Here is a 17,409-nt window from a genome sequence, read left to right on the forward strand (position 1 = left end):
GCCCCGACCAACCTCGCTCACCCCTCCGGGGTGGGCCACCCTCCACCGCACGCATCACCCCCATGGGGGTGACGCTGGGTAACGGGCCACGACTCCGGCTGGCATCCTCGCAGCGTGTCCACCAGCCGCGCACCTGCCCCCGGCACGCCCGCCTCGTCGACCCCTCCGGCAGCCACCCGGGTCCTCTTCCTGGGCGGCCTGGGGCGCAGCGGCACCACGGTGCTGGAGCGCGTCCTGGGCGAGCTGCCGGAGACCGCCCCCGCGGGTGAGCTGGTGCACCTGTGGCAGCGCGGCGTGCTCGACGACGAGATGTGTGGGTGCGGTGAGGCGTTCGGCCGGTGCCCCTTCTGGACCGCCGTCGGCGCGCGGGCGTTCGGCGGGTGGGACGAGGGCACCGCCAGGCGCATGCGGCACCTCCAGTCCCGGGTGGACCGCACCCGGCACGTGCCCCTCTGGGCGCTCGGCCGCCTTCCCCGCCGGCGCCGCGCCGAACTCGCCGAGTACGTCGGCACCTTCGCGCGGCTCTACCGGGCGATCGCCGACGTCTCGGGGCGCCCGGTGGTCATCGACTCGAGCAAGCACTCGTCGCTCGCGTTCTGCCTGCGCCACTCCCCCGGGGTCGACCTCCGGGTGGTGCACGTGGTCCGCGACAGCCGGGGGGTGGCCTACTCCTGGACCAAGGAGGTCCAGCGCCCGGAGGCGACCACGACCGGGGACCTCATGGCCCGCTACTCGCCCGCGCGCTCCTCGGCGCTCTGGCTGGGGCACAACCTGCTCTTCGCGCTGCTGCGCCGGCTCGGCACGGCCACCCTGGTGCTGCGGTACGAGGACTTCGTCGCACACCCGCGGGAGCGGGTCGCCGAGATCGCCGACTTCGCCGGCCTCTCGGTGGACGGTTCCGCGACCCCCTTCTCGGACGACAGGACGGTGCAGCTCACGCCGTCGCACACCGTGGCGGGCAACCCGGTCCGCTTCCGCAACGGGCCCCTGACGCTGCGGCGCGACGACGCCTGGCGGGCACGGCTCCCCTGGCGCGGACGCCTCGCGGTCACCCTCCTGACGCTGCCGCTGCTGGCTCACCACCGGTACCTGCGGCGGTCGGCCCGGTGACGGGCGTGGCCGACGGCACCGTCGGCGCCCGGCCCACCGTGGGCGTCGTCGTCCCGACGCACGACCGGCCGGCGATGCTCCGGGAGACCCTCCGGTCGATCCTCGACCAGGACGCACCCGTCGGGCTGGACGTGGTCGTGGTCTTCGACCGCAGCACTCCGGACCGCTCCCTGGAAGAGCTCGGCCGGGACGGCCGCCGGGTCCGCGTGATCGCCAACGAGCGCACACCCGGGCTGGCCGGCAACCGCAACACCGGGATCCTCGCCCTGGACAGCGAGTGGGTCGCCTTCTGCGACGACGACGACCTGTGGGCACCGGGCAAGCTGCGGGCCCAGCTCGAGCGCGTCGCGGAGCACCCCGGGGTGGACGTGGTCACGACCGCCATCCGGGTGTCCTACGAGGGCACCGAGGTCGACCGGCTGGCGCACCGGGAGGAGATCCGGCACGCCGACCTCCTGCGCAGCCGGATGGCGATGCTGCACAGCTCGACCCTGCTGCTGCGCCGCTCGGCCCTCCTGGGCCGGCTGGGGCTGGTCGACGAGCAGATCCCGGGCAGCCAGAACGAGGACTGGGACCTGCTGCTGCGCGCCTCCGCGGCCCAGCCACTGCAGCACGTCGACCAGCCGCTCGTGACCGTCCGGTGGGGCCGGTCCTCGCACTTCTCCCGCAGGTTCACGACGCTGGTCCGGTCGCTCGAGTACATGCTGCGGCGTCACCCGGGGATCACCGAGGACGATGCCGGTGCGGCCCGCGTCTACGGGCAGCTGGCATTCGGCACGGCTGCCCTGGGCGAGCGCCGGGCCGCACTGCGGTGGGCGTTCCGGGCGCTGCGTCGTCGGTGGCGGGAACCCCGCGCGGTGCTCGCCCTGGCGGTGGCGGGACGGCTGGTCTCGGCGGAGCGCGTGCTGTCGGTCCTGAACCGGCGAGGTCGCGGGGTCTGAGCCCCCCGGTCGGGGGACCGCGCCCGGCTCAGTAGGCGCCGGAGCGGCTCAGCACGGCGCGCACGGTCTTGGCCAGGATGAGCACGTCGGTCGCCAGCGACCAGTTCTCGACATAGCGCAGGTCCAGCCGCACGGACTCCTCCCACGACAGGTCGCTCCGCCCGGAGATCTGCCACAACCCCGTCAGCCCTGGCTTCACCAGCAGGCGGCGGCTGACCGAGGTGTCGTAGCGGGCGACCTCGGCGGGCAGCGGCGGTCGCGGGCCGACCAGCGACATGGAGCCGCCGAGCACGTTGAGCAGCTGGGGCAGCTCGTCGAGGGACAACCGGCGGAGCAGCCGCCCGACCGGCGTCACGCGGGGGTCGGCACGGAGCTTGAAGAGCGGGCCGTCGGAGATGTTCTCCGCGCGCAGCCGCTCCAGCTGCTGGTCGGCGTCGACCACCATGCTGCGGAACTTCAGCATCGTGAAGGTGCGCCCGGCGAGGCCCACCCGCTCCTGCCGGTAGAGGACCGGGCCGGGGCTGGTGCACCGGACGGCGAGGCCGATGACCAGCAGCAGCGGGGAGAGGACGAGCAGCGCCAGCGCCGCGACCGCCCGGTCCATGCCGCCCTTCACCACGCGCCGCCAGCCCTCGAAGCAGGGCTCCTCCACCGCCAGCAGCGGCAGCCCCTCGAAGGGGCGGATGCGCAGCCGGGGTCCGGCCACCTCGATCAGGCCGGGGGCCACCAGCAGCTCGATGCCGCTGCCCTCGAGCTGCCACGACAGCCGGCGCAGGTACTGCGCCGCCGTCTCGCTGGCCGAGGTGACGGCGATGGTGTCGGCGTCCCAGGTGTCGGCGAGGAGGAGCACGTCGTCGAGCCCGCCGACGGGCACGCCGGCGCGCTCGGCGACCCGCAGCCGGTCGTCCGGGGTCACGGCGGCGGCGACCACCTCCAGCCCGCCGAAGCGCTCGCGCTGCAGCCGGGTGACCAGCTCCAGCACCGCCCCGCCGCGGCCCACGACGACGACCTTCTTCGTGCACCGCCCCTGGGCCCGCAAGCCGCGCAGCCGGGTGCGCGCGGCGTACCGGCCGAGCAGCGTGGCGAGGCCGAGGGCCGGGATGGCCACGACGACGAGCGCGCGGCTGAGCTCGAGCGCGGCGGCGTAGGACAGGAAGCTGGTGATGCCCAGGAGGAGCAGCGCGGCACGGCCGACGCGGCGGTACTCGTCGCTGCCGGTGCCGTACACCCGCTCGGAGTAGGCGCCGGTGGACCCCAGCAGGACCGGCCAGGCCACCACGAGGGCGAGGGCGCCCCAGAAGAGGGGGGTGTCCGGGCCGGCCGGGACGTCCCGCCCGACCACCACGGTGCCGCCCGCGGCAGCGGCCAGCACGGTCTCCACCGCGACCAGCGTGCGGGTGTAGGACCCCACCCAGGCCGGTGCGGCGCGCCGGGCCATCGCCCGGGCGCGCGGCGCGGAGGCGGCGGCGGATCCGCCGGCGGCCCCCGGCTGGATCACCGCGCCCGAGCTCGCCTGGTGGCGATCCAGCAGCATGCGTCCCCCGAACGTTACGCACCGTAGCCGGCCCGGTGTCGCAAGCCCGGGCGACGGCGACCCCGGGCAGTGGCTCCCCCGGGCGGCACGGTGCTGATCACCGCCACACTCACAGCGCCCCGACCGAGGCGTCAACACGCAGCGTCACGCTTCACCCGATAGGGCCGTGCGGCGGCGCCGTCAGGTGCGGGGGTGCACCTGGTTCTGCGCGGCCTCCAGGCCGGAGGTGAGGAGGAGCTCGGTGGCGTCGGCGGCCTCGACCAGCAACAGGTCGAGCTCCTTGCGCTCGGTCGCCGAGAAGTCCTTGAGCACGTAATCGGCGGGGTCCTGCCGGCCCGGCGGGCGGCCGATGCCGACCCGCACCCGCAGGTAGTCCTTGGTCCCGGTCGAGCGGGTGACCGAGCGGAGCCCGTTGTGGCCGCCCTCCCCACCGCCGCGCTTGAGCCGCACGACGCCGAAGTCGATGTCCAGCTCGTCGTGGATCACGACCAGCTGCTCGGGCGGCAGCTTGTGGTAGTCCAGCAGGCCCCGCACCGGGCCGCCCGACTCGTTCATGTAGGTCGACGGCACGGCGAGCACGACCCGCCGCCCCGCCAGTCGGCCCTCCCCGGAGAGCGCGCGGGCGCGCGCGCCCTTGCCCGCCGCGAGCCGGATGCCGGCCCGGCGGGCCAGCTCCTCGAGGACCATCGCGCCGACGTTGTGCCGGTTGCCGGCGTAGGTCGGACCGGGGTTGCCCAGGCCGACGACCAGGAACGGGCCCTCGGGAGGCGGGGACGCCGCAGGGGCGCCGGCGGTGCCGGCGCCCCTGCGGTCCGTGCTCTCGGTCAGCGGATGCCTCAGTCGTTCTTGCTGTTCTCGGCGGCGTCCATCGACTCGCCGCTGCCCTGGTCGAGGGGCTCGGGGACGACGTCGCCCTCGCCGGCGCCCTCGGCCGCCTCGTCGGACTCCTCGCGCTCGATGCCGGCCTCGGCCTCGGCCTCGGCGAGCTCGGCCTCCAGGGCCTCGGCCGTGGGCGCGCCCAGGAAGCCGATGACGAGGGCCTCGGGGTCGGTGATCAGCGTGGAGCCCGCCGGCAGCGCGAGGTCACCGGCGGTGATGTTCTGCCCGGCGTCGCGGCCGGTGACGTCGACCTCGATGCTGTCGGGCAGCCTCGTGGCGTCGGCCTCGATCTGGACGGTGTTCAGCTGGTGGTTCGGGATGGCGTCCGGCGCCGGGGTGCCGACGACGACGATCGGCACGTCGACGGTGGTCTTCTCACCGCGGCGGACCAGCAGCAGGTCGACGTGCTCGTGCACGCGGGTCAGCGGGTCGCGCTGCACGGCCTTGGTCAGCGCCAGCTGCTCCTTGCCCTCCAGCACGATGGTCAGCAGGACGTTGCCGCCGCCGTTGCGCAGCGCCGCGGCGAACTCGCGCGCCGGCAGCGAGAGGTGGACGACGTCCTGGCCGTGCCCGTAGAGGACGGCGGGGACGCGGCCGGCGCGCCGGGTGCGGCGGGCGCTGCCCTTGCCGAACTCGGTGCGGGTCTCGGCCTCGAGACGGAAGTCAGCCACGGTGGTGTGCTCCTCGGGTGGTGGATCGGTCTGCGGTCCGGCGACCGGGCGCAGCACACCCCACGGGGCACACGCACGTCGATCACGGAGTACGGGTGGACCGTCTCCCTCGCCGGGCAACGGGAGACACGGTACCCCAGCGCGGTGGCGTGGCGGCGCCTGCCCCGGAGGGATGAGGGCAGGTGCTGCCGTGGCGACCGAGCGCCCAGTATCGGGAGACCGCCGGTGAACGGAGGAGACATGCACTCAGAATCCGACCACGCCCTCGCACACGCCCTGGCCACCTCGGCCGGCGAGGTGCTCCTCCGCGTCCGGGCCGGCTCCCACCCCGGCACGGAGGCGCTCAAGGACGCCGGCGACGCCGCCGCCCACGCGCACCTGGTGACCCGGCTGGGGGCGACGCGCCCGAGGGATGCGGTGCTCTCCGAGGAGGGCGCGGACGACCCCGCGCGGGCGGGCGCCGAGCGGGTCTGGATCGTCGACCCGCTGGACGGCACCCGGGAGTTCGCCGAGCTGGACCGCGCCGACTGGGCGGTGCACGTGGCGCTCTGGGAGCGCGGCGAGCTGGTGGCCGGCGCGGTCGCCCTGCCGGCCGAGGGCGTCACGCTCGGCACGGTCGCGCCCGCGACGCTGCCGGCGCGCGCCGAGGGGCCGGTGCGACTGGCCGTCAGCCGCAGCCGCCCGCCGGCGCTCGTGCAGGAGCTGGCGGCCGCGCTCGGGGCCGAGCTGGTGCCCATGGGCTCGGCCGGGGTCAAGGCGATGGCGGTGGTGCGCGGTCGGGCCGACGCCTACGTGCACGGCGGCGGCCAGTACGAGTGGGACTCCGCGGCGCCGGTCGCCGTCGCCCGCGCCGCCGGTGCGCACACGAGCCGGCTCGACGGCTCGCCGCTGGCCTACAACCAGGCCGACCCCTACCTGCCGGACCTGGTGGTCTGCCGCCCGGAGCTGACCGAGCGGCTGCTCGGCGCCCTGGCGGACCTGGGCCCGGCCCGCACCGCCGAGGGGGAGCGGGCATGACCACGCGCTACGAGCTGGGTCACCTCGACGCGCTCGAGGCCGAGGCGGTGCACGTCCTCCGGGAGGTCGCCGCCGAGTTCGAGCGCCCCGTGCTGCTGTTCTCCGGCGGCAAGGACTCGATCGTCATGCTGCACCTGGCCGAGAAGGCGTTCTGGCCGGCCCGCATCCCCTTCCCGGTGATGCACGTCGACACCGGGCACAACTTCCCCGAGGTCATCGAGCACCGCGACCGCCGGGTCGCCGAGGCCGGCGTCCACCTCGTCGTCGCCTCGGTGCAGGAGTCGATCGACGCCGGTCGGGTGCGGGAGCAGAGGGGCCCCCGGGCCAGCCGCAACCCGCTGCAGACGGTGACCCTGCTCCACGCGATCGAGCGACACGGATTCGACGCCGCCTTCGGCGGCGCCCGCCGCGACGAGGAGAAGGCCCGCGCCAAGGAGAGGGTGTTCTCCTTCCGCGACGAGTTCGGGCAGTGGGACCCGAAGAACCAGCGGCCGGAGCTGTGGTCGCTCTACAACGGCCGCCACCACCGCGGTGAGCACATCCGGGTGTTCCCGCTGTCGAACTGGACCGAGCTCGACATCTGGCAGTACATCGGCAGGGAGGGCATCGAGCTCCCGTCGATCTACTTCGCCCACCGCCGCGAGCTGTTCCTCCGCGACGGCATGCTGCTGTGGCCGAACGAGCACGTGACCCCGGCGGAGGGCGAGGACGTCTTCGAGGCGACGGTGCGCTACCGCACCGTCGGGGACGTCACCTGCACCGGCGCCGTGGCGTCCGCGGCGCGCACCGTCGAGGACATCGTCGAGGAGGTGGCCGCCACCCGGGTCACCGAGCGGGGGGCGACGCGCGCCGACGACCGGGCCAGCGAGGCCGCGATGGAAGACCGCAAGCGCGAGGGGTACTTCTGATGGAGATGCTGCGGGTCGCCACGGCCGGCTCGGTGGACGACGGCAAGTCGACGCTCATCGGTCGGCTGCTGTACGACACCAAGTCCATCTTCAGCGATCAGCTGGAGGCGGTGGAGCGCACCAGCGCCGCGCGCGGTGACGAGTACACCAACCTGGCGCTGCTCACCGACGGTCTGCGGGCCGAGCGGGAGCAGGGCATCACCATCGACGTGGCCTACCGCTACTTCGCGACTCCCAAGCGGAAGTTCGTCGTCGCCGACACCCCCGGGCACATCCAGTACACCCGCAACATGGTGACCGGTGCGTCGACGGCCAACGCGGCGCTGATCCTGGTCGACGCCCGCAAGGGCCTGCTCGAGCAGAGCCGCCGGCACGCGTTCCTGGCCAGCCTGCTGCGGGTGCCGCACCTGGTGCTGTGCGTCAACAAGATGGACCTCGTCGACTACGACCGTGGCGTCTTCGACGCGATCGCCGACGAGTTCCGCACCTTCGCCGCGAAGCTCGACGTGGGCGACCTGACGGTCATCCCCGTGTCGGCGCTGGCCGGCGACAACGTCGTCACCCGGTCGGCGAACATGCCCTGGTACGAGGGCACCTCGCTGCTGCACCACCTGGAGGAGCTGCACATCGCCTCCGACCGGAACCTGATCGACGCCCGGTTCCCGGTGCAGTACGTCATCCGCCCGTTCTCCGCCGAGCACCCCGACTACCGGGGCTACGCCGGCCAGGTGGCCGGCGGCATCTTCAAGCCCGGTGACGACGTCGTCGTGCTGCCCTCGGGGCTGCCGTCGCGGATCGCCGCCATCGAGACCAGGGACGGACCCGTCGCCGAGGCCTTCCCGCCGATGTCGGTGACGATCCGGCTCGAGGACGAGATCGACGTCTCCCGCGGTGACATGATCTGCCGGCCCCACAACCAGCCCGCCGTCTCCCAGGACGTCGAGGCGATGGTCTGCTGGCTGCACGAGGAACCGATGCGGCCGGGCGGGAAGTACGCGGTCAAGCACACGACGCGGTCGGCCCGCGCTCTGGTGAAGGACCTGCGCTACCGGCTGGACGTCAACTCGCTGCACCGCGACGAGGGCGCCGCGACGCTGGCCCTCAACGAGATCGGCCGGCTGCGGCTGCGGGTCACCGCGCCGCTGTTCACCGACCCCTACCGGGTCAACCGGACGACGGGGAGCTTCATCCTCGTGGACGAGGGCAGCAACGCGACGGTCGGCGCGGGGATGGTGCTGTAACCCCTCCCGCGCGAGGAGCGCCTGCTGAGCGCTACGACCGTCGAGCGCCCTCCATCGCCGAGAGCACCAGGCGGGCGCACGCCTCGACGTCCGTGCCGCTGGTGTGGACGGTGACCTCCGCGTCGGTGGGCGCCTCGTAGGGATCGCTGATCCCGGTGAACGCCGGGATCTCGCCGCGGCGCGCCTTCGCGTACAGACCCTTGCGGTCCCGGGCCTCGCACTCGGCGAGCGGCGTGGCGACGTGCACCAGCACGAAGCTGCCCCGCCCTGCCTGCGCCTCCACCTCCCGCCGGACGTCGGCGCGCACCGCCGCGTACGGGGCGATCGGCGCGCAGACGGCGATCCCGCCGTGCTTGGCGATCTGCGCGGCCACCCAGCCGATCCGCCGGACGTTGGTGTCCCGGTCCTGCTGCGAGAAGCCGAGCCCCGCCGACAGGTGGTGGCGCACCTCGTCGCCGTCCAGCAGGGTGACCGCCGAACCGGACTCGAGCAGCAGCTCGACCACGCGCCCGGCGATCGTCGACTTCCCCGCACCCGACAGCCCCGTGAAGAACAGCACCGTGCCACCCGTCCGGGCGGGCTCGGGGTCGGCCCGCTCCCCGAGCAGCGTCGCGCCGTACCGGGCGGCCAGCTCGCCCCAGGGCAGCTCCGGGTGGGCGGCGGTGACCGGTACCAGCACCAGCTCGACCTCGCGGCCGGTCGCGCGCACGCCCGCCCAGGCGGCGGCGCCGGTGGAGACCGAGACGGAGTCCGCCGGCGCACCGGCCACCGGCAGCAGCGCGAGGACGCGGTCGGGCAGCTCCGCGGGGTCGGCCGGGGGCCGGCCGACCCAGGCGGCCGGCGCCACCCAGCCGAGGTCGGTCAGCCGCCGGGCCACCGCCGCGGGCGAGCGCCAGCGCGGGATCTCCGCCACCGCCAGCCCGTCGCCCTCGCGGACGGCGACCGGCACGCCCTGGGCGTCCTCGAAGGCGTCCCCGGGCGGCAGGTCGGGCACCGCGGCGCCCAGGCCGAAGTGGTAGCGGGCCACGGCGGCCACCTGGGCGTCGGTGAGTCGGGCGCGAGCGGGCACGCCGGCCATCCTCCCAGGGGACCGGCCGGGGACCACCCGGCCGCTCCCCCGGCGGGATGAGCTCAGCTGGCGCCGTCGAAGAGGCTGGTGACCGAGCCGTCCTCGAAGACCTCCTTGATGGCCCGCGCGAGCAGCGGGGCGATCGAGAGGACGGTGAGCTTGTCGAACTGGCGGGCCGGCTCGATGGGCAGCGTGTTGGTCACGATGACCTCGCTGATCTTGCTGTTGGACAGCCGCTCGACGGCGGCTCCGGACAGCACGCCGTGCGTGGCCGTGACGATGACGTCCGCCGCCCCGGCGTCGAAGAGGGTCTCGGCGGCCTTCACGATCGTGCCACCGGTGTCGATCATGTCGTCGACCAGGATGCAGACCCGGCCCTCGACCTCGCCGACGACGCGGTTGGCGACGACCTCGTTGGCCACCATCGGGTCGCGGGTCTTGTGGATGAAGGCCAGCGGGGTGCCGCCGAGCTTGTCGCTCCACCGCTCGGAGACGCGGACCCGGCCGGAGTCGGGCGAGACGACGGTGATGTCGCGGTCGCCCCAGCGCTGGCAGACGTGCTTGACCAGCAGGTCGAGGGCGAAGAGGTGGTCGACCGGGCCGTCGAAGAAGCCCTGGATCTGGGCGGTGTGCAGGTCGACGGTCATCAGCCGGTCGGCGCCCGCGGTCTTGAACATGTCGGCGACCAGGCGGGCCGAGATCGGCTCGCGGCCGCGGTGCTTCTTGTCCTGCCGGGCGTAGGGGAAGAAGGGCGCGACGACGGTGATCCGCTTGGCCGAGGCGCGCTTGAGCGCGTCGACCATGATCAGCTGCTCCATGAGCCAGGTGTTGATCGGCGCGGTGTGGCTCTGCACCACGAAGGCGTCGCAGCCGCGCACCGACTCCTCGAACCGCACGAACAGCTCGCCGTTGGCGAACTCGTAGGCGGCGGTGGGCGTCGGGGTGACCCCGAGGTGACCGGCGATCTCGTCGGCCAGCGCGGGGTAGGCCCGGCCGGAGAAGAGCATCATGCTCTTGTTCGTCGTCTGCCGGATCGCACTCATCGGCTCGCTGTCCCTAGCTGTCGTGGGCCGCACGGGAGGACTCGGACGGGTCCGTCCCGGGTGCCTCGGTCCGGCCCTCGGCCGCTGCCGCGGCCTCCGCAGCGGGCGTTCCGGACCGTCGGCGACGCACCCAGCCTGCCACATTCCGCTGGGGTGCCCGAGCGACGGCCATCGCCCCCGGGGGGACGTCGGAGGTGATGACCGACCCCGCGGCGGTGTAGGCGCCGTCCCCCACCGTGACCGGCGCCACGAACATGTTGTCGGCACCGGTGCGCGCGTGCTCCCCGATGGTGGTGCGGTGCTTGGCCACGCCGTCGTAGTTCACGAAGACCGTGGCCGCCCCGATGTTGGTGCCGCGGCCGATCGTCGCGTCGCCCACGTAGGAGAGGTGCGGGATCTTCGCCCCCTCCCCCACCTGCGCGTTCTTGGTCTCGACGAACGTGCCGACCTTCGCCCCGGCGCCGAGGTCGGTGCCCGGGCGCAGGTAGGCGAACGGACCCACCGAGACCCGCGCGCCGATCCGCGCCCCGACCGCGTGCGCCCGCACCACGGTGGCGCCCTCGCCGACCTCGGTGTCCTCCAGGGTGGTGTCCGGGCCGACGTGGGCAGCATCACCCACGGAGGTCACCCCGCGGAGGTGGGTGCCGGGCTCCAGGACCGCGTCCCGGCCGACGGTCGCGGTGACGTCGACCCACGTGGTGAGCGGGTCGACGACGGTGACACCGCTGCGCATGAGCTCCTCGAGCAGGCGGTCGTTGAGGGTGCGGCGGCGGGCGGCGAGCTCCACGCGGTCGTTGCAGCCGAGGACGTCGTCGGGGTCCTCGGCCCGGACGGCGGCCGTGGGGGCCCCGCCGGCGACGAGCGGCGCGAGCGCGTCGGTCAGGTACTGCTCGCCCTGCGCGTTCGACGTCCCGAGGCCGGCCAGGACCCGGCGCAGCGTGGCGGCGTCCGCGACGTAGACGCCGGCGTTGACCTCCCGGATGGCGCGCTGCTCGTCGGTCGCGTCGCGCTCCTCGACGATGGCCTGCGGGGTCCCGCGGTCGTCGCGGACGATCCGGCCCAGACCGGTCGGGTCCTCGACCTCGGCGGTGAGGACGGTGAAGACGCTCCCGGCGGCGTCGTGGGCCGCCACCAGCCCGCTGAGCGTCCGGCTGGTCAGCAGGGGCGAGTCCCCGTTGACGACGAGGACGGAGCCCTCGAGGTCCGGGACGGCGGCGAGCGCCACACCTGCCGCGTGGCCCGAGCCGAGCTGCTCCTCCTGCACGACCGCCCGGGCGTCGGGCGCGATCTCCGCGAGGTGGGCCTCCACCTGCTCCCGGCCCGAGCCGACGACGACCACCGTCCGGCCCGCCGAGAGCGGCGCGGCCGCGGCGAGCACGTGCCCGAGCATGCTGCGGCCGCCGAGCGGGTGCAGCACCTTGGGGGTGGACGAGCGCATCCGGGTGCCCTGCCCGGCGGCCAGGACCACGACGGCGGCCACCGTCGGCGCATCGGGGGCGGGAACCGGCTGCGGGTGGGTCACGGAACTCCTCGGGAGGCGTCGGCGGGTTGCGCTGGGGGACTCGGACTCGAACCGAGACTTCCCGGCTCCAAAGGCCGGCGGGCTGCCGATTACCCCATCCCCCATCCCCGGGCCGGTGCGGGCCCGGGAGGCGCCGGCGGAGGGCGCCCGACGGCGAGCCTAGGGCCCCGCCGGTGCCGGGAGCACGCGCGCGGGGCCGCGGTCGCCCCGCGGTCCGGTCGCCGGGTCCCCCACGGTGGCGTACGTTACGGCCACGTAGCCGGGCCGCGCGCACCGGCCAACACCCCCCTCGGTCGCCTCGGAGGCCCCTTGTCCGCTCCTGCCCGCACCCGGCCCATGGCTCCCCCGCGCCCCGCGGACCCGCACGCCGGGCTCCCGGAGAACGCGATCGGGCGGCGCAAGAGCGTCCTGGAGATCGTCACCCTGTACGTCTTCGTGGTGGTGCCCTTCCTCGCTCTGGCCGCGGTCGTGCCGGCGGTGTGGGGCTGGGGGCTCTCCTGGCTGGATGTGGGGCTGGCGGTCGGCTTCTACTTCTTCACCCTGCTGGGTGTGACGGTGGGCTACCACCGCTACTTCACCCACGGCTCGTTCAAGGCGAAGCGGCCGCTGCGGCTGGGGCTGGCCGTCGCCGGCTCCATGGCGATCCAGGGGCCGGTCATCCAGTGGGTGGCCGACCACCGGCGCCACCACGCGTTCTCCGACCGCGAGGGCGACCCGCACTCGCCGTGGCGCTACGGCACGGGCGCCGGCGCGCTGCTGAAGGGCATGTTCCACGCCCACCTGGGCTGGCTGTTCGAGCGGCGCAAGACGAACGCCGAGCGCTACGCGCCCGACCTGCTCAAGGACTCCGCCCTGGTCACCACCGGTCGGCTGTTCGTGGTGTGGGCCGCGGTCAGCGTGTTCCTGCCCGCGCTCATCGGCGGCCTGGTCACCGGCACCTGGGCCGGCGCGTGGACCGCCTTCTTCTGGGCGGGACTGGTGCGCATCGCGCTGCTGCACCACGTGACCTGGTCGATCAACTCGGTCTGCCACGTGGTGGGCGACCGCCCGTTCGTCTCCCCCGGCCGTGACCGGGCGACCAACTTCTGGCCGCTGGCGGTCCTCAGCGCCGGCGAGTCGTGGCACAACCTGCACCACGCCGACCCGACCTGCGCCCGGCACGGCGTGCTGCGCGGGCAGATCGACATCAGCGCCCGGGTGATCTGGGCGTTCGAGAAGCTCGGCTGGGCCTGGAACGTCAAGTGGCCCGACCCGGTGCGGCTCGCCGCCAAGCGCCGCGTGCCGGCGACCACCGCCGCCTGACCACCGCTGCCTGAGCGCCCCGCCCGGTCCGCGCCGGTCAGCCGACGGGCCGGGCCCCCGGGACGGGGCCGCTGACGGCCCGGACGGTGCGGAAGACCCCGACGCCGGCCAGCTCGGCGGCGAGGCGGACGGCGGACCGCTCGTCGTCCGCCAGCGCGGCCACCGTGGGCCCCGAGCCGCTGACCAGCGCGGCGCGGGCGCCGGCGTCCTCGGCGGCGCGCAGCGCCCGGCGCAGCTCCGGCCGGAGGGCCAGGGCGGCCGGCTGCAGGTCGTTGGCCAGCGCCCCGGCGAGCTCGTCGACCGAGCCCGAGCGCAGCGCGGCGAGCACAGGCCCGGCCTGCGTCGGCTCGGTCACGTCCGGCGCCCGGCCGTCGGCGCGCATGCGGTCGAGCTCCCCGTAGACCGCCGGCGTCGAGAGCCCCTCCCCGGCGATGCCGAGCACCCAGTGCCACCGCCCGGCGGCGAGCACCGGGGAGACCTGCTCCCCCCGGCCGGTGCCGAGAGCCACCCCGCCGACGAGGCCGAACGGCACGTCGCTGCCGAGCCGGGCGGCGAGCCCGAGGAGCTCCTCCCGGCCGGCCCGGGTCCCCCAGAGGGCGTCCAGCGCGACCAGCGTCGCCGCGGCGTCGGCGCTCCCCCCGGCCAGCCCGGCGGCGACCGGGATGCCCTTGACCACCTCCAGGTCGGCGTCGGCGCGGACCCCCGCGTGCGCGGCGAGCAGCTCCGCCGCCCGCCAGACGAGGTTGGTGCGGTCGGCGGGCACCAGCCCGGGGCCGTCGGCGCCCTCGCCGCTCAGCCGCAGCGAGAGCCCCTCACCCGGCCGTGCCGTGACCGTGTCGTGCAGCGACACCGCGAGGTAGACGGTGTGCAGCGCGTGGAAACCGTCCTCGCGCAGCGGGCCGACGCCGAGGTGCACGTTGACCTTCGCCGGCGCCCGGACGACCACGGCGCTCACGGCTGCACCGCCTCGGTGGCGGCCAGGCGGGCGAAGTCGGTGACGGAGAGCTGCTCGCCGCGGGCCGTGGGCTCGATGCCGGCCGCCCGCAGGCGCTGCTCGGCCGCGGCCGGGCTCCCCGCCCAGCGCGCCAGCGCCGCGCGCAGGCCCTTGCGGCGCATGCCGAAGGCCGCGTCGACGGCGGCGAAGGTCGCCACCCGGTCCCCCGGCGGCGGCGGACGGCGGACGAGGGCGACCAGGCCGGAGTCGACGTTCGGCTCGGGCCAGAAGACCCGCCGCCCCACGTTGCCCGCCCGGCGCACCTCGCCGTACCAGGCGGCCTTGACCGACGGGACGCCGTAGGCCGGCGTCCCCGGCGCGGCGGCCAGCCGCTCGGCGACCTCGGCCTGCACGAGCACCAGCGCCCGGTCGAGCGTGGGTAGCAGCTCGAGGAGGTGCAGCAGCACCGGGACGGCGATGTTGTAGGGCAGGTTGGCCACCAGCGCGGTGGGCGGGTGGCCGGGCAGCTCGCGGATCCGGAGCGCGTCGTCGCGCACCACGGTGAGCCGGTCGGCGAGGTCGGGCCGGCGGGCGGCGACGGTGCCGGGCAGCAGCTCGGCCAGCCGCGGGTCGATCTCCACCGCCGTCACGTGCGCGGCGGAGGGCAGCAGCCCGAGGGTGAGCGAGCCCAGCCCGGGCCCCACCTCGAGCACGACGTCGTCGGGCCGCAGGTCGGCGGTGCGCACGATCCGCCGGATGGTGTTCGCGTCGTGGAGGAAGTTCTGGCCGAGCGTCTTGGTGGGACGCAGGTCGAGCTGCTGGGCCAGGTCGCGGATCGCGGCCGGCCCCAGCAGCCCGTCGGTCGGCTCCGGTGCGGTGGTCAGCGGATCAGCTGAACAGGCGGGGCCCGCAGTGCGGCCACTGGCCGGCGCCGGAGCGCTGGTACAGCAGCTGCGCGCGGTAGGTCTGCTCGTCGGCCGAGGCGGCGGCGGGGTCGCCGGTGCCGCCGACCGAGTTCCAGGTGGCCTGCGAGAACTGGTACATGCCCCGGTACTTGCCCGTCGAGCTCACCGCGTCCGGGCGGCCGCCGGACTCGCACCCGGCGAGCGCGGCCCAGTTGAGGCCGTCCGCGGCCGGGCGGTTGGTCGGGCGGGTCTTGGTGCCGACCGCGACCTGCTCGTCGACCGGCTGGCGGGTGACGCTGCTCGACAGCGTCTCGCGGCTGGTCTCGGCACCGTCGACGACGGTCACCCGGTAGGTGGTCACCTGCTCCCCGTCGACGCCCGGGACGGTCACCGTCTCCTCGCCCTGGAAGGCCTCGGCGTCCTGGGTCTCCACGCGCCCGTGGGCCACCGGGGTGGTCTCGCTGATCTCGGAGACCTGCACCCGGTACACCTGCAGGCGCATCCGGTTCAGCAGCGCCTGGGACAGCCGCAGGCTGGTGCGGTCGGTCCCGCTGAGGGCGATGCCCTGCTCGGCGAGCAGGTCACCGGCCGTGGCGGCGGTGGTGGTGACCACCCGCTCCTGGCCGTCGGCGACGAGCACGACCTCCTTGGGCGTGGTGATGCTCAGCCGCATCCCCTCCAGCGGAAGGCGCTCGCTGCGGCTGGCGGAGACCACCAGGCCGTCGGTGCGGAAGCCGAGCTGGTCGAGCGCCTCCTGGACCGACAGGGCGGTCACGAGCACCTCGCGGGAGACGCCGTCCACCGTGAGCTCGATCGGCCGCGCCCGGTTGAGGACGACGGTGTCGCCGTCGGCCACCACCTGGTCGGCGGCGGGCAGCACGACGTCGTGCGCCGCGAGGGAGAGCCCCTCCTCCTCGAGCACCTCGGCCACGGTGCCGGCGTAGGTGCCGACGTCCCGGCTCTGCCCGTCCACGGTCAGCGTGACGGACTTCTGGGCGAGGAAGAAGGCCAGCGTCCCGCCCACCAGTCCGAGGAGGACGAGGGCGAAGAGGCTGAACTGCAGGGAGCGGCGCACGACACTTCCAGGGGTCACAGAACCCGGGCAGGAGAGCGTCGGGACCGCCGGAGCGGCCCGGTCGCGTCGGCGGCTCGAACGGCAGCTGCCGGGTTGCCCCGGTGCGGCGCCGCCCGGGTCGTCGCTCCACCCCGGCTGTCGGTCACGACACGATAACGAACACTCTTCGGATGGCTCTGGTGCACGAGGAGTGAAGCAGAGGCCACCTGCTCCGCTGTGTCGACTCGCCGACACGCGGAGTCATCGCCACGCCGCGACGGGACGCCGGCTGGGCCGCCCCTCCGGACGGCGACGGGTGACCAACCCCACGGGGTGGAGACTCCCGTCCGGGGGAACGGCGGGGTGCTCAGCCGGCCAGCGCGGGCGCGCTCGAGGGCACGGGCCGCAGCCAGCTCCAGAGGAACACGGCCACCGCGACCCCCGCGGCCAGCGCGGAGAACCCTCCGGCGACGAAGGCGACCGGCAGCACGTCGAACCCCTCGCCGACCTCGTCGCCCAGGTCGAGCCCCACCCGCAGCAGGAGGGCGCCGAGCGGCAGCAGCGCGCTCACGCTCGCGGCGGCGACCACCAGGTGCGCCGTCCAGGTGCGCAGCGCCTCGTCGACCGGCACGTCGGCCCCGTCGGCCGGCATCGGCCGGAGCAGGGCCCGCAGCAGCGCGGCCTCGGCCAGCAGCCAGGCCGCCGCCGGCACCGCCACCAGGGCCCAGGCCACCGGACCGCCGAGGTCCCCCGTGGACCACGACCAGCCGGCGAGGAACAGCTCCGCGGCGACCACCACGCGCATCGTCCACAGCAGCCAGGCCGAGATCTGCTCCCCCTGGCGCGGGCGGCGCGGCGGCGCGCTCAGCTGCCAGCGCGGTCGCGGCCGGGTCGCCTCGGCGAGCAGGACGCCCGCCAGCGAGCCGACGACGAGGATCGGCACCCACAGGAAGACCGACGCCTCGGCGAGCACGACGACGCTCGCCACCACCCCGGCGATGCCCAGGAGCAGGCCCAGCCACCGCCAGCGGCGACCGTGCGCCGCCTGGCGCTGCAGCGTCGCCGTCCCCTCCCGGCTGGGGTCGGCCAGCTCGACGGCGCCTCCGGCGACGGCGCGACGCCCGCTCGCCAGCGCCCATGCGCGAGCCAGCAGCACACCGGGCACCAGCACGGCGATGAACACCACGACGGCGATGAGACGACCCACGAGTGCCAGTGTCCCCCGGAATGCCGGGCGTGGGGCAGGCGCCGGTCACGCTCCGGTAACACCGGCGTCCCA

16 protein-coding genes and 1 tRNA gene are annotated in these 17,409 nt (G+C 75.0%); 6 read left to right on the forward strand and 11 right to left on the reverse strand.

The features are described from left to right. The first annotated feature begins 114 nt into the window (after positions 1-114). On the forward strand, positions 115-1,110 hold the full coding sequence (locus ACI792_RS01365; protein ID WP_456600991.1) for a sulfotransferase domain-containing protein: 996 nt from the start codon (positions 115-117) through the stop codon (positions 1,108-1,110). 5 nt (positions 1,111-1,115) lie between these two features. Next, a complete protein-coding gene (locus ACI792_RS01370) occupies positions 1,116-2,051 on the forward strand; it encodes a glycosyltransferase family 2 protein (protein WP_456600992.1) in 936 nt (311 codons plus the stop codon). A 28-nt stretch (positions 2,052-2,079) separates the two neighbouring features. Here the strand turns inward: ACI792_RS01370 and ACI792_RS01375 are convergent, their stop codons facing one another. The 3 genes from ACI792_RS01375 to ACI792_RS01385 form a co-directional block, all read right to left on the reverse strand. Then, positions 2,080-3,585: a sugar transferase gene (locus tag ACI792_RS01375; RefSeq protein ID WP_456600993.1), complete on the reverse strand. Its 1,506-nt coding sequence runs from the start codon at positions 3,583-3,585 to the stop codon at positions 2,080-2,082. Positions 3,586-3,765: 180 nt separating this feature from the next. Continuing rightward, positions 3,766-4,335 carry an aminoacyl-tRNA hydrolase gene (pth, locus tag ACI792_RS01380; protein WP_456601168.1) on the reverse strand — a complete coding sequence of 190 codons (570 nt, stop codon included), beginning with the start codon at positions 4,333-4,335 and terminating at the stop codon, positions 3,766-3,768. 86 nt (positions 4,336-4,421) lie between these two features. Beyond that, the gene (locus ACI792_RS01385; RefSeq protein WP_456600994.1) at positions 4,422-5,135 is read right to left on the reverse strand and encodes a 50S ribosomal protein L25/general stress protein Ctc; all 714 of its coding nucleotides are present in this window, start codon (positions 5,133-5,135) and stop codon (positions 4,422-4,424) included. A 240-nt stretch (positions 5,136-5,375) separates the two neighbouring features. Between ACI792_RS01385 and ACI792_RS01390 the strand changes: the two genes are divergently transcribed. Genes ACI792_RS01390 through ACI792_RS01400 form a run of 3 tightly spaced genes read left to right on the forward strand, consistent with a single transcriptional unit; the run spans position 5,376 to position 8,301 of the window. Beyond that, on the forward strand, positions 5,376-6,152 hold the full coding sequence (locus tag ACI792_RS01390; protein ID WP_456600995.1) for a 3'(2'),5'-bisphosphate nucleotidase CysQ: 777 nt from the start codon (positions 5,376-5,378) through the stop codon (positions 6,150-6,152). Continuing rightward, entirely contained in the window at positions 6,149-7,060 is a 912-nt protein-coding gene (gene cysD, locus ACI792_RS01395; RefSeq protein WP_456600996.1) for a sulfate adenylyltransferase subunit CysD, read from the forward strand. The genes ACI792_RS01390 and cysD overlap by 4 nt, the downstream gene beginning before the upstream one ends. After that, complete coding sequence (locus ACI792_RS01400) at positions 7,060-8,301, forward strand: sulfate adenylyltransferase subunit 1 (protein WP_456600997.1); 1,242 nt, start codon at positions 7,060-7,062, stop codon at positions 8,299-8,301. Before cysD ends, ACI792_RS01400 begins: the two co-directional genes overlap by 1 nt. 31 nt (positions 8,302-8,332) lie before the next feature. Here ACI792_RS01400 and cysC read toward each other — a convergent pair whose 3' ends face one another. The 4 genes from cysC to ACI792_RS01420 all read right to left on the reverse strand — a co-directional run bounded on the left by cysC (position 8,333) and on the right by ACI792_RS01420 (position 12,039). Beyond that, a complete protein-coding gene (gene cysC, locus ACI792_RS01405; protein ID WP_456600998.1) occupies positions 8,333-9,370 on the reverse strand; it encodes an adenylyl-sulfate kinase in 1,038 nt (345 codons plus the stop codon). A 62-nt stretch (positions 9,371-9,432) separates the two neighbouring features. Further along, positions 9,433-10,413 carry a ribose-phosphate diphosphokinase gene (locus ACI792_RS01410; RefSeq protein WP_456600999.1) on the reverse strand — a complete coding sequence of 327 codons (981 nt, stop codon included), beginning with the start codon at positions 10,411-10,413 and terminating at the stop codon, positions 9,433-9,435. 13 nt (positions 10,414-10,426) lie between these two features. After that, positions 10,427-11,935, reverse strand: a complete 1,509-nt coding sequence (gene glmU, locus ACI792_RS01415) for a bifunctional UDP-N-acetylglucosamine diphosphorylase/glucosamine-1-phosphate N-acetyltransferase GlmU (protein WP_456601000.1) — start codon at positions 11,933-11,935, stop codon at positions 10,427-10,429. 31 nt (positions 11,936-11,966) lie between these two features. Beyond that, a tRNA-Gln gene (locus tag ACI792_RS01420) sits at positions 11,967-12,039 on the reverse strand. Between the two features lie 205 nt (positions 12,040-12,244). On the opposite strand from ACI792_RS01420, the gene ACI792_RS01425 reads away from it, so the two are divergent. Then, positions 12,245-13,237: an acyl-CoA desaturase gene (locus ACI792_RS01425; RefSeq protein WP_456601001.1), complete on the forward strand. Its 993-nt coding sequence runs from the start codon at positions 12,245-12,247 to the stop codon at positions 13,235-13,237. 37 nt (positions 13,238-13,274) lie between these two features. Here ACI792_RS01425 and ACI792_RS01430 read toward each other — a convergent pair whose 3' ends face one another. From ACI792_RS01430 to ACI792_RS01445, 4 genes are all read right to left on the reverse strand, one after another. Next, positions 13,275-14,192 carry a 4-(cytidine 5'-diphospho)-2-C-methyl-D-erythritol kinase gene (locus ACI792_RS01430; protein WP_456601002.1) on the reverse strand — a complete coding sequence of 306 codons (918 nt, stop codon included), beginning with the start codon at positions 14,190-14,192 and terminating at the stop codon, positions 13,275-13,277. Further along, complete coding sequence (gene rsmA / locus ACI792_RS01435; RefSeq protein WP_456601003.1) at positions 14,189-14,917, reverse strand: 16S rRNA (adenine(1518)-N(6)/adenine(1519)-N(6))-dimethyltransferase RsmA; 729 nt, start codon at positions 14,915-14,917, stop codon at positions 14,189-14,191. The genes ACI792_RS01430 and rsmA overlap by 4 nt, the downstream gene beginning before the upstream one ends. Before the next feature lie 142 nt (positions 14,918-15,059). Continuing rightward, positions 15,060-16,151, reverse strand: coding sequence for a ubiquitin-like domain-containing protein (locus ACI792_RS01440; protein ID WP_456601004.1), 1,092 nt, complete (start codon positions 16,149-16,151; stop codon positions 15,060-15,062). A 346-nt stretch (positions 16,152-16,497) separates the two neighbouring features. Next, on the reverse strand, positions 16,498-17,337 hold the full coding sequence (locus ACI792_RS01445) for a hypothetical protein (RefSeq protein ID WP_456601005.1): 840 nt from the start codon (positions 17,335-17,337) through the stop codon (positions 16,498-16,500). Between the last annotated feature and the right edge of the window lie 72 nt (positions 17,338-17,409).

This window comes from Blastococcus sp. SYSU DS0669 (assembly GCF_054050895.1).

What these genes read in the sequence shown, in the direction of transcription:
- ACI792_RS01375 (WP_456600993.1), bottom strand. Translation starts at nt 3,585, where the DNA reads ATGCTGCTGGATCGCCACCAGGCGAGCTCGGGCGCGGTGATCCAGCCG.
- ACI792_RS01390 (WP_456600995.1), top strand. Translation starts at nt 5,376, where the DNA reads ATGCACTCAGAATCCGACCACGCCCTCGCACACGCCCTGGCCACCTCG.
- cysD (WP_456600996.1), top strand. Translation starts at nt 6,149, where the DNA reads ATGACCACGCGCTACGAGCTGGGTCACCTCGACGCGCTCGAGGCCGAG.
- ACI792_RS01400 (WP_456600997.1), top strand. Translation starts at nt 7,060, where the DNA reads ATGGAGATGCTGCGGGTCGCCACGGCCGGCTCGGTGGACGACGGCAAG.
- ACI792_RS01410 (WP_456600999.1), bottom strand. Translation starts at nt 10,413, where the DNA reads ATGAGTGCGATCCGGCAGACGACGAACAAGAGCATGATGCTCTTCTCC.